Annotated in this window: 7 protein-coding genes; 3 read left to right on the top strand and 4 right to left on the bottom strand. The window is 54.2% G+C overall.

Translation table 11 applies throughout. The features are described 5' to 3' along the window. Nucleotides 1-27 precede the first annotated feature (27 nt). Nucleotides 28-3387 (top strand): hypothetical protein, encoded by a 3360-nt coding sequence (locus IK083_02330; protein ID MBR4748395.1) that lies wholly within the window; start codon nt 28-30, stop codon nt 3385-3387. Between the two features lie 24 nt (nt 3388-3411). Here IK083_02330 and lgt read toward each other — a convergent pair whose 3' ends face one another. The 4 genes from lgt to rfbD are packed head-to-tail and all read right to left on the bottom strand — an operon-like array spanning nt 3412 to nt 8231. After that, nucleotides 3412-4149 carry a prolipoprotein diacylglyceryl transferase gene (lgt, locus tag IK083_02325; protein MBR4748394.1) on the bottom strand — a complete coding sequence of 246 codons (738 nt, stop codon included), beginning with the start codon at nt 4147-4149 and terminating at the stop codon, nt 3412-3414. 12 nt (nt 4150-4161) lie between these two features. After that, nucleotides 4162-4644 carry a signal peptidase II gene (gene lspA / locus IK083_02320; protein MBR4748393.1) on the bottom strand — a complete coding sequence of 161 codons (483 nt, stop codon included), beginning with the start codon at nt 4642-4644 and terminating at the stop codon, nt 4162-4164. 39 nt (nt 4645-4683) lie between these two features. Beyond that, a complete protein-coding gene (gene ileS / locus IK083_02315) occupies nt 4684-7416 on the bottom strand; it encodes an isoleucine--tRNA ligase (protein MBR4748392.1) in 2733 nt (910 codons plus the stop codon). After that, nucleotides 7395-8231, bottom strand: a complete 837-nt coding sequence (gene rfbD / locus IK083_02310) for a dTDP-4-dehydrorhamnose reductase (GenBank protein ID MBR4748391.1) — start codon at nt 8229-8231, stop codon at nt 7395-7397. The genes ileS and rfbD overlap by 22 nt, the downstream gene beginning before the upstream one ends. Before the next feature lie 497 nt (nt 8232-8728). Here rfbD and IK083_02305 point away from each other — a divergent pair, with 497 nt between their 5' ends. Beyond that, nucleotides 8729-11929, top strand: a complete 3201-nt coding sequence (locus IK083_02305; protein ID MBR4748390.1) for a hypothetical protein — start codon at nt 8729-8731, stop codon at nt 11927-11929. A 144-nt stretch (nt 11930-12073) separates the two neighbouring features. Next, nucleotides 12074-12901, top strand: coding sequence for a pyridoxamine kinase (locus tag IK083_02300; protein ID MBR4748389.1), 828 nt, complete (start codon nt 12074-12076; stop codon nt 12899-12901). Nucleotides 12902-12906: the final 5 nt, after the last annotated feature.

Genomic DNA, 12906 nt, shown 5'->3' with positions numbered 1-12906 from the left:
ATAAAGTGTCTAAGGAGTGTGATCATCATGATGCGCAATCTTCTTAACAGCTTAATATTGGTTTTGGTGATAGCAGGAGTATTCGCTTCTGCCGTTCCGTCATATGCGGACGTGGACGATTATAAGATCAACCGTGAATACCTGACCGTAAAAGCCAACGGCACGACCATCAATCTTGCAATGGGAGGCATTCTGGCAGATACGGAAAACGTGTATCTGAACGGCGTCCCCCTCAGCAAGTCCAAATATGAGTACACCATAGACTACGCCACCTCGGTGCTGACCTTCTCCAAAAAGCTGGAGAAGGGCGACTTCGTATCCGTGGACTACTACTACAAGCCCGGTGTCGCCAAGAGCGCCGCAGTGACCTCTGCCACCCTTCCGTTCCTGGATTTTTCCGGAGGCAACAACTCGCTGAGCATGGCTCTGGGCTTCAACACTACCGACGCCATGACCGGCGACATGACCTATGGCACCAACATCAAGTCCAGCCTTGGCGGTATCCTGAGCTTCAACAGTTATTATTACAACAACACTCTCAATAACACCGACGCTCAGAGATCCGGCGATTTCAACGTGCACAATCTCACCCTCAATCTGGGCAAGAGCGGCTCCATCACCGCCGGCTATCAGGAGATCGACTCCACCTTTGCCGGAGATGCATATCTGGCCGCCAATTCCGGCATAGACGGCTCTCTGCTGGGCCAGATGCTGGCAGAGAAGGGTCTGAAGAGGAACAACCTGGGTCTGAATTACAGCTTCAACAACCTGGGCAGCCTTTCCATGGCCTACAGCTCCGTGAAGGACGCCAACGACAAGGTGGAATCCACTGCCATAGGCTTCAACAACGACCGCATGCAGTTCAGCTACAGCAAGAACAGCTACGGCGGCGCTTTCGCCCGTTATGACAGCCTGAGAGAGGCCGACAAGGGCGCCATGAAGGCTGAGGCCGGTCTTGATAGGACCGCCATGGCTTTCAACTACAAGTTCGTCAATTTTGCCGATCTGGCCTATGCCGACAACAAGATATCCAACAACGGCAAGGATATCTCCAATAGGACTCTGAGTCTGGCAGGAGCCAAGTTCCAGCTGGACTATCTGTCCAGGAGCATAGACGAGGGCTTCGGGCGTTACGGCAGCCTGAGAGAGGGCGACAAGGGGCAGTATTCCCTGGAAGACGGCATGAAGCGCACGGGCCTGAGCCTGAAGTACAATACTTCTACCGCAGAGGCTCCTCTGTGGCAGACCTTCTATATGTCCAAGCTGAGGCAAAACGGCGCTTCTCTGGACACCAGCATGGTCAATCTGGCCTACAAGAACCTGGAGATGGGCTACGCTTCCGTGTCCAGCAAGGGCGACTTCAACCGCATGTATGCTCTCGATGCCAACGAGAAGAACAGGCTGACGGGCTACGTGAAGAAGATGTTTGACTATAATACGGATATGAACAGCGTATCCGATCAGGACAGGGCTTCCTGGAACAACATGTCCGGGCTGGACAGGTCCCTCATCTACAGCAAGTACGTGCTGTCCCCCGACAGCGCCCTGACCTTTGCAAAGAGCACCATCAGGGACAAGTCCGCCGGCAATGCCGGTCTGGATATGATCAACCTGGGCTACAACAACAAGACCTACAAGCTGTGGTACCGCAAGGATGACATAGACTCCGAATTCAGGAGGCTGTATGCTCTGACTCCTCAGGAGATAGGCGGCTACAACAACCAGTACGGTATGCGCAGGAGCGTGTACGGCCTGGAGACCACCACCAAGCTGGGATACTTCAGGTATTCGGACGACAGTATATATGACAGCGTCACCGGCTCCGGGTACAAGCGGAATTATTTCAATTACGCTTCGCCCAAGGTGTCTTTTGCCAGACGCTACATGGACTTTGACGATGCCTTTACCAGAGTATTGGACCTCTACGATGCCGACAGAGCCAATCAGCAGGCAAACAAGGGGTTCAAGAGGACCGAATACGACCTGAATCTCAAGATGGGCAAGACCAACCAGACTCTGGACGTCAACGCCTATCTGGTGGACGCCAAAAAGGCTGTCACCGATCAGGATATCGGCAAGCTGCTGTACGACGTCACCTACAAGCCCAACGACAAGTTCAACGCTTATTGGTTCTCCAATGATTACACCGAGAGCGCCGGCGGCGTGAACTTTGTGGACAACAAGACCAAGATCGCCAGGATGAACAAGATCCTGGATCTGGGCAAGTTCAAGAACATCAGCTTTTACAGTCAGTACTATACCAATTCGTATCTGGACGGCAACAGGAGACCTATCGATCAGGAGATACTGGACGTCAGCCTGAAGTCCGATCAGAGCCAGAAGTTCGTATTGAACCTGGACTATCAGTCCAACGACTTTGATCACGGCGCCAGCGCCTTTACCAAGTACGACCTGTATGCTCATCAGAAGATCACCGACAAGATAGCTCTTACCTTTGGCTACGGAGTCACCGACTACAACACCATTCAGGATGAGAACAGGCTGAAGTACGGAGTCATATACTCCGTCAACGACAACTTCGCCGTCAATTATTCGGTGGATCAGAAGCTGGGAGGCGACGGCAACGATACGGACGTGCAGTATCTGACTGTCACGGGCAAGCTGCCCAGGCTGTTCTCGGACAAATTCGTGAAGGATATGGCCGTCAATTATAAGTATGACACCAAAAAGGTCAAGCTTATCAATGACAAGTATGATGCAGGCTACAGCTTCACTGCCGACCTTTTAAACGGCAAGTTCCTCATGGAACGGAGCAATATCCTGGAGGCCAATCACAAGTCCTACTACATCGAGAACGAAAAGCTCTCTTATGTCAACGAGAAGGTATTCGGTACGCCAATCAGTGTGAAGTATGAAGACAATACCACCACTCAGACCAACGGCGTCCGTGGCGATACGGACAGGCTCAATATGTCCTATGCCCTGAATGACAAGCTCAGCGCTCTCTACAACAAGGTGGACGGAAACTGGACCGACCAGAAGTCCTTTATCCCTGTGAAGACCAAGGAGTTCGGTCTGACCCACAAGCTGAACGCCTACAATGACCTGACGCTGAAATATACCTTCAACAACCTGAACAATGCCAATCAGCTGACCAAGAGCGAGGAAGTATTGAAGTTCGGTCTTTCCGGTACCAGAAAGGATCGGGAAGGCAAGTGGACCATAGAGGGCGGTATCACTACCGACAGAAGGAATATGGATGAAGACGAGGTAGATTTTTCCTACAACGTGTCTTATGAGCGCAAGATCAGCTCCGACGGTTTCCTGGGCATATCCGCCAGCAAGGCTACTGCTTTGGTGAACGGTGTGCAGCAGACCAATCTGCAGCCCGAGAACGTGATGCTGAACTTCAGGACCAGCTTCTGACAGACTAAAAAATAAAGGCAAGCCTTACTGAGGCTTGCCTTTTTTGTTGAGCAGCACGCCTGCCGTAATGCCGGCGGCGATCATCACAAGGCTGATATACTGGCCCTGGGTCAAGGCGCCCAAGTAGGCGTCAGAGGGGTAATATCTGAAGAACTCCACCACAAAGCGGTACAGCCCGAAGAGAGCCAAAAAGCAGGAGAGCTGCTGACCTTCCCGGGTAAAATACTTTTGCAGCGCTATGAGGATGCAGCATATCCCGAAGCCGCAGGCTGAGGATATGAGCTGAGTGGGGATGCAGGTCCTGAGCCCTTCGTGGGTGAGCATAGGGCACGCTATGAACGAATCGGAGAATTTGCCGTAGCAGCAGCCGTTTAGAAAGCAGCCTATACGGCCGTAGGCATAGGCCACGCACAGAGCCGGGCTCAGCATATCAAGGGCTGTGAGAAAGCGCAGCCGCCTGTATTTGCAATACAGCCACACGCACAAAAGACCCAGCAAAAGGCCTCCGTGAAAGCTGAGGCCTCCGTTCCACACGGAAAACAGGTCCTTCAGAGAATGAAATTCGTCATGATACAGGGCTACGTACAGCAGCCTGGCGCCTATCATGCCGGCGGCAGTCAGAATGATGACTATGTCCAGTATGCAGTTGGCGGGGATCTTGTATATATGGCGGCGGCGGAGCATCAGGATATAGGCGCATATCACGCCTATATCTATCATCAGGCCGTAGCTGTATACATTGATGCCTCCCAGTGTACACAATACCGAATGCAATCAGCTGTCCTCCTTGATGAATCTGTACAGATAGATGATGGCTATGCATCCTACGACGATGCAAGCGTCAGCCACGTTGAAGGTGGGATATGCCAGCACAGCATCGCTGTGGGCTATGTGAAAGTCGAGAAAATCCGTGACCGAGCCCCTGGGAGCTATCAGCAGACGGTCTGCCAGATTGGCGGCTCCGCCTCCCAGCACCAGTCCGAAGGCTATGGACAGTCCCCGGGATCTGGTGAGCTTGGTCCTGTAGCTGATGCCTGCTGCCAGCATCAGGGCAAATATGAATACCACCGGCCAGATATTGCCTTTGAGTATCCCAAAGGCCGCCCCGTAATTGAAGGACAGGGTGAGAGAAAAAAAGCCGGGTATCACGTCTATGGACCTGTCGCGGAGCTGACTGAGGACAACAAGCTTGACAGCGAGATCCGCGGCAGCTGCGGCAAGGGCGGTCAATATAAGCAGTTTCAGATTTCGGTGCATAACAAAAAGATGCGGCAGATAGATATCTGCCGCTAAAACTCATTTTACCGCTTCGGCACAGCGGGAACACAGACCCGGGTGCTCCGGATCCGATCCCACGTCTTTCATGACCAGCCAGCAGCGCTCGCATTTTTCTCCCACGGCTTTTTCGATGACGATATCGCCTTCGCCTTCCTGCAGCTCCACCTGAGATACTATGAAATAGCTGGCCAGCTCCGCCGGCTCTGTGGGCAGCAGGTCTATGAGATCCTTCGGAAGGTGCAGTGTGACCTTGGCTTCGATGGGCTTTGCGATGATCCCGTTGGTCTTGGCATCTTCCAGCTTGGCAAAGACCCGGTCTCTCACGGCCAGGATCTCGCTCCAGCGATTGTCGGCGTAGAGCATATCCTCGCTTACCACAGGAAAGTCTGCCAAAAACACCGACTCTTCCTTTGAGGAGTCCTGCATGAACTGCCATACCTCTTCGGAGGTGTGGGGTATCACAGGGGCGGTCAGTCTGACCAGTGTCTTCAGCACGTGGTAGAGACCGGTCTGGGCGGAGCGCCTGATGGGCCAGTCTTTGCCGGAGGTGTAGAGCCTGTCCTTGAGCACGTCCAGATACAGGCTGCTCATATCCACCGAACAGAAGTTGATGATGGCCTTGACTGCCTTGTGGAACTCGTAGCCGTTGTAGGCTTCGGTGACATCCCGGATCAGCTCCTGCGTCCTGGCGAGAGCATATTTGTCTATGTCGTAGAGCTTGTCATAAGGCACAGCGTCGGCAGCAGGGTCGAAGTCCGACAGATTGCCCAGCATGAACCGGAAGGTGTTTCTGATGCGTCTGTAGCCGTCGGCTGCGTTTTTGAGCATCTCCTGGCCTATGCGTATATCGTCGGCGTAGTCGCAGGTGGCGATATATATCCTCAGCACGTCTGCTCCCATGTTGTTGATGATATCCTTGGGCGGGATGGTGTTGCCCAGGGATTTGCTCATGGCCTTGCCGTCCTTGTCCAGCACAAAGCCGTGGCTCACCAGCTGCCTGAAGGGGCTTTCGCCTCTGGTGGCGACTCCCACTACAATAGACTTGTTGAACCAGCCTCTGTGCTGGTCGGAGCCTTCCAGATACATGTCGGCAGGGAAGGATATGTGCTCAAAGTTGTCCAGCACCGCTCTGCAGGAGGAGCCGGAATCAAACCATACGTCCAGCACGTCCTTTTCCTTGATGAAATGAGTGCCGCCGCATTTGGGGCATCTGTAGCCCTCCGGCAGGAAGAACTCAGGCGCCTTTTCAAACCAGGAGTCGGAGCTGTTTTGGAGAGCGTCCTCATACACCTTGTCTATGACGCTCTTGTCCAGCACCGCTTCATTGCAGTCGCTGCAATAGAGCACGGGTATGCCTACGCCCCAGGAGCGCTGTCTGGACAGACACCAGTCCGGAGCGTTGGTCATCATGGCAGTAAGCCTGTTTTCGGCTTCCTTCGGGAAGAACTCCACCTTTTTGATGGCCTCGAGGATCCTTTGTCTCAGCTCCTTGTGGTCCAGAGACATGAACCACTGGGGCGTGGTCCTGAAAATCACAGGCTTGTGACAGCGCCAGCAATGGGGATAGGAGTGAGTGATGGTCTGGCTTTTCAGCAGGGCGCCCACCTCAGTCAGCTTTTCCAGAACGGCTGCGTTGCCGTGTCTGAATACGTGCATTCCCTCAAAGCCCGGGGCCTCTGCCGTGTAGCAGCCCTTGCCGTTCACGGGGTTCAGCACCTCGAGGCCGTAGCGTTTGCCGGTCTCAAAGTCTTCCTTGCCGTGGCCGGGAGCCGTGTGTACGACGCCGGTGCCGTCTTCCAGGGTGACGTAGTCTGCCAGGAGGACCGGGGATCTGCGGTCGTAGATGGGATGTCTGAATTCCACTCCGTAGAGATCGGAGCCCTTGAAGAGGGCAGTCTCTTTGTAGTCGGATATGCCTATCTCGCCAAAGGCCTTTTCTGCCAGATCCCGAGCCAGCAGATAGCAGCTGTCGTCTGTCTCTGCGAGCACATAGTCATAATCGGGATGGATGGCCACCGCCAGGTTGGAGGGAATGGTCCAGGGAGTGGTGGTCCATATGATGACGTATATGGGCTTGTCGCTCTTCAGGAGTCCTTTGGGGTCAGATGCAAGAGGGAACCTGACGTATATGGAATCCGAGGAGTGATCCGCGTATTCTATCTCTGCGTCCGCCAGGGCTGTCTCACAGTTGATGCACCAATGGATAGGCCGCAGGCCTCTGTATATATAGCCATCTTCCACCAGCTCGCCGAACACCTTGATGATGGTGGCCTCGTATATGTTGGTCATGGTCAGGTAGGGGTTGTCCCAATGGGCAAATATACCCAGCCTTTTGAAGCCTTCCCGCTGAATGTCGATCCATTTGGCGGCATATTCGCGGCAGGCTTTTCTCATCTGCACCGTGTCGGGGACTATCTTTTTCTTGGCAAACTGCTCCGACACCTTGTTTTCGATGGGCAGTCCGTGATTGTCCCAGCCGGGATAATAGTCGGACCGCTTGCCCTGCATGAGCATATAGCGGACTATGATGTCCTTCAGGATCTTGTTGAGAGCGTGGCCTGTGTGTATCTCTCCGTTGGAGTAGGGGGGGCCGTCATGCAGGACAAAGGTGCCTTTTGACGCCTTGTCCAGGGCCTTTTGGTATATGTCATTCTCTTCCCAGTACTTTTCGTATTCCGTTTCGCGGACAGGCAGGTTGGCCTTCATGGGAAAATCGGTCTTGGGAAGATTTACTGTTTTGCTGTAATCCATTCTGATATAAACTCCTTAAGTGCATCCTTGTAATGCCTGATATTGTCTTTGTTTTGCATTTCGAGATTGTAATGTCTGAGCACGGAAGCCCTGGGCTTTCTGGTAGGCGACTTGTACTCGTTGGAGGCCACGGGAGTGACCGTGACGCCGCTGATGCCTGCAAGGGACAGGATGTCCTTTGCCAGCTCGTACCAGGAGCAGGAGCCCTTGTTGGTAAAATGATAAGTACCGTAGAGGTAATTGTCGGGCAGGTCTGCTATGAATTCTGCCAGGTCCTTGGCGTAGGTGGGCGAAGCTATCTGGTCCGCGGCTATGTGTATGTTGTGCTGCTTCATGGCGGTGTCCAGGATAAAGAGAGGCATGTTCTTGCCTTTTTCCGAAAACAGCCATGAGGTGCGGATGATAAAATACTTGCGCGTCAGATTCCTGATGTGATACTCCGCCGCCAGCTTGCTCTGACCATAGGTGTTGAGCGGGTTGGGCCTGTCGTACTCGGTGTAGGGGCCGTTTTTCATGCCGTCAAACACGTTGTCGGTGCTGATGAACACTATGGGCACGTCATGCCTGGCCGCCGCAGCCGCTACGTTCCACGTTCCCTGGACGTTGACTCTGTATGCCAGATCCGGCTCCAGAGTACACTTGTCAATGTCGGTCAGGGCTGCCGTGTGGATCACGAAATCGGGACTGGTCTTCTCAAATATGGCGAAGACCTGCTCGGAATTGCATATATCCACGTTGATCACGTTGTGGAGCCCCTTGTAGTCCGTAGGAATGATGTGGTGGTTGCGGCTGAGAAGCTTAATAATAAGCTGCATGCCAAGCATACCGGCAGCGCCGGTGAGCAAGACGCGCATATTATCACCTCGTTAATATAGTATATATCTATTATAATCAATATTAATTATACTATATCGAAGCCTCTCTTTTCAAGTGCGCCGCGCACAGGGCAGGAGTGCATCCGGGCGTGTGGGGCTTTGGGGCCGGTCAGGATGCATCTGTGGCAGCAAACAGTTGTATCCACAGGATATCCACAGGCAAACCGGCGTTTATCCACAGGAATGCGTGGTTATGCACAGGATAGCGGAGGTTTTCCACAGGTTCTTGCGTCTTATCCACAGGCTGTCAACAGGCCCGGAAGATTTATCCACAGGCGGGATCTTGCTAAAACAGGAGGGAAAGGGCTTTTGGGGGGCAGGATGACGCCCATTTTTGGCTACCTGCAAATGGCTGCTCTTAAAAAACATATGACCATATGCCTATTCTCTTCCATATGTGCTACAATATAGTGTATATCTTTCGGAGAACCCATATCATGAAAAAACTCTATATGATAGCTCTTTTGCTGGCACTGGTCAGCCCTGTATTTGCCGCTCACCTCTTCCCGGGCGATTTTGCCCCCGACAAGGGGATCCTGGAAGCACGGGATATACCCGTCAGAGGAGAAATGTGCCTGAACGGGGAATGGGAGTTCCGGGGCAGCGAGGACCCGGAGGCTTCTTATGAGCAGGCCTCTTCTTCCCGGGTCCCTATATCCATACCCTCGCCCTGGAACGTGAACTCCTATTCCCAGGGCAGAGGAGGCGATTTTCGCTGCTATCCTTCATATCCTGCCGATTGGGACAGGTATATGTGCGGCTATATGACCCGCAGCTTTCGCCTGTCTTCGCTGTGGCGGGGCAGGGTGATATATGCGGAGTTCAAGGCTGTGGCCGGCCCCTTTGAAGTGTATGTGAACGGCAGCAAGGCCGGCGAAGGCTTTGACTCGTTTTTGCCCTTCCGCTTCGACATCACGCCCTATGTCCGCTGGGACGGAGACAACACCCTGCGGCTCCGTGTCCGCAAGAGCTCCGTGATGAACAAGAAGAGTAAGGGGGGAGACTACACCTATCCCACAGGCTCCTTCTGGGGCATGCATATAGCAGGCGTCTGGCAGGACGTGTATATTACCTCGGAAAATCCCGTAGCCTGCCGGGACGTGTTTGTCATTCCCGAGCCGGATACGGATAGGGTAAAAGCGCTGGTCACTCTGGTGAACCGGACAGGCGCCAAAAAACGTATCCGTGTCGCCGGCAGCATCTTTGATTGGGTCGGCGGCGATTCCTCCGAAGACCGGGGACGCGCCGGGTCCAGAGCCGGGGCCTTCGGGTCTGTCGAGGTGGAGCTGGAGCCCGGCAGCTCTGAAGAGGCGGTGCTCTACGCAGACGCGTCTGGTCTCGAAAAGTGGTCCATGGACCATCCCGTATTGTATCTGGCTTCCGTTTCTCTGAGCGTGGAGGGCAGGACCTGCGATTCCCTTTCCCGGCGTTTCGGATACAGAAGCTTTGACATCGTTGGGGACAGCCTGTATCTCAACGGTGAAAAGGTGGTATTGAAAGGGGATTCCTGGCACTTTATGGGCATCCCTCAGCTGACCCGCCGATACGCCCGGGCCTGGTTTACTGCCATCAAGGACGCCGGCGGCAATGCGGTCAGGCTCCATGCTCAGCCTTATCCCGAATTCTATCTGGACGTGGCTGACGAGATGGGTATAGCCGTGCTGGACGAAAGCGGTATATGGGACAGCCATTGCGCCTTCAACTTCCTGGAGAATGAGACCTGGGAGAGATTTGCCTCCCATATTGAAAAGCTGGTCACAAGGGACAGGAATCATCCTTCCGTCTTTGGCTGGAGCGTGGAAAACGAAAGCGTGCCCTGCGCCTATATGTATGAGCCGGAGGAAAAAGCAGATATAGTGAAGCGTCTGTGCTCATTGACCGACATTATCCGCAGGCTGGACCCCACAAGAGACTGGATATCCGCAGACGGCAGCGGAGATCTGGACGGCTATATCCCGGTGGATATGCTCCACTATGCCGATATGGACTCCTGCAAAAAAGCGGCTGCCAAGGGCGGTCCCTGGGGAGTGGGAGAGTCCGGAGCGGCCTATTACGGCACGCCCCGGGATCTGGAATGGTACGGGGATACCGTGTATATCGATCAGCAGAGGCGTATGGAGGCTCTGGCCTGCGAGGCTTATGACCATCTGGTCAACAGGCAGCTGGCTAACAACGCTGCCTATGCATCGGTCTTCAACATGGTATGGTACGGACTGAAGCCTCTGGCTCTGGGTATGGAGGATACCTCCCGGGAGCCGGCTCTCACTGACGGTATATTCTTCGCAAAACAGAGAGACGGCCAGCACGGAGCGCAGCCTCAGCGCCTGGGCCCTTATTGTACCACCCTGAATCCCGGCTACGATCCCAACCTGCCTCTCTATGAGCCCTGGCCTCTGTTTGATGCGGTAAAGGCTGCCTATACGGGAGACACAAAGGACTTCCCGTATACGGAAATACCCAAAAGCGCGTCGGCGGAGGCAGAGGAGCCTCATATCCTGCAGGTAGCCTATGCGCAGGAGAGCTCCCGGATGGTGAATACTCTCAGGTTTGCCGGCTGGCCCGTGGAGGATATGGGCGAGCTGCTGTTGGTGGACGGGACCGGGATAGACGCCAAGAATTATCCGGAGATAGCTTCCCTGGTCACGGAATACTCCTCCGGCGGCAAGCCCGTGCTCATCTGGGGCTTTACGGAGGAGTCTCTGCCATACGTCAACAAGCTGCTGCCTGTTTCTGCAGACTATGTCCAGAGAGAGTCCACGTCTCTGGTGTCGGACGTTTTGCCCAACAGACTGCTCTACTTTACTCAGTCCTCCAATCAGATGATCATGAAATACGGCATAGGAGGGGAGGCGCTGAAGAAGGGCGAAAGGCTCATAGACCCCTCCGGGGCCGATTGGCGCCGCTGGAACTACGAGCCGGAAAACATCAAGACCGGCTCCCTCTACCGTTCGGAGCGGGAATACAAGCCGGACGCCTCCGCCCTTGTCAGGCTAAAGAAGGACAGAGGAGATATATATCTGTGCTCCATGAGCTCGGAATACTCGGGGGATATGGCCGCCATGACTGCCGGTCTGGCTGCATATCTGGGCATCGTGCTGAGGGACAATGACGAAGACACGGATTCTGCCTGCTCCTCTCTGGGCGTCATCCGCAAAATGAAGCAGAGCGCCATATTCCCTGCCAAGACCTTCGAGGAGGCCATGCAGACAGAATACGTAGCTTTTGACGACCCGGCGGAAGGCTGGAAGACTATATCCGCAGACCGGGATTCACTGAAGTTTGATCTGGACGGAACCAATGAGGACTGCGCGTCCTACCTGTCCCTCTGGATCCATTCTCCCAGAGCTCTCGACGAGATATTGCTGGATCCCGACGCCCCCAAGCTCTATCTGGTGGGCTGCAGCGACGACGGCTGCAAGGTGTTTCTCAACGGGTCTCCCGTCTTTGAAGACGCCAGGATCCACTCCTGCGCTCCGGAATACTTTGGCTTTGAGACCCGTCTGCTCCTGAAGCAGGGGTGGAACAGACTGCTGGTAAAGGTGGCTCAGGGCAGCGGAGAATACCAGTTCATGGGCAACTTTGAATGCAATGATCCTCAGTTCTGGCAGACGGTGACCGTGTCCCTGGACAGAGAGTAAAGATTTACGGGAGCATGGCAGCCGCAGCTTTTGGCCGCGGCTGCTATTTGCGTTTCGATAATCCTATTGACTGAGTAGGTAAATACTGCTATAATCAGTAATGGTACTACGGAAGTGTATCAAATACACCAGAAAGGAATCATCATGAAGAGAGTATTATCGGTGCAGGATATCTCCTGTCTGGGCAAGTGTTCCCTGACTATCGCTCTGCCGGTCATTTCGGCCCTGGGCTCCGAGACTGTGATCCTGCCTACGGCTGTTTTGTCTACGCACACCATGTTCAAAAACTTTGTGGTCAGGGACCTCTCGGATACCCTGGAGCCCTTCACCAGACACTGGCTGGATGAGAAGGTGCGTTTTGACGGTATATACACCGGCTATCTGGGGACCATTGAGCAGATAGACCTGCTCAGGCAGCTCATAGGTGATCTGAGGAATGATGACACGGTAGTCTTCGTGGATCCGGTCATGGCCGACAACGGCAAGCTGTATCCTGCCTTTGATATGGATTATGCCCGCAAAAACACCGAGCTGTGCGCCTCTGCGGATATCATCGCCCCCAACATCACCGAGGCTTGCTTTATGACCGGCAGGGAATACAGGACCGAGTACGACAAGGAGTATATCAGGGACCTGCTGCTGGCCCTGAGCGGCTTTGGGTCCGGAGTGACCCTGCTGACCGGCGTGTCCTTTGAAGAGGGCGTCACCGGTGTGGCCGGCTACGACAGCTTCGACGGCAGCTGGTATTATTATCCTCACCGCCGGATAGACGCCTCTTACCACGGGACGGGAGACCTGTTTGCCTCCGTGTGCGTGGGAGAGATCATGAAAGGACTGGATTGGCGGGACGCTGTCAGGATAGCGGCTGACTATACAGCCTATACCATTGAGGTCACCATGAAGAACCCGGAGGAACCCTGGTACGGAGTGGACTTTGAGGCGACTATTCCCCATCTCATCAATATGAAATAGAGTCG

The sequence above is a fragment of the Abditibacteriota bacterium genome (assembly GCA_017552965.1).
Classification (GTDB): domain Bacteria; phylum Armatimonadota; class UBA5829; order UBA5829; family UBA5829; genus RGIG7931.
This window is presented reverse-complemented; position numbering and strand designations above follow the sequence as displayed.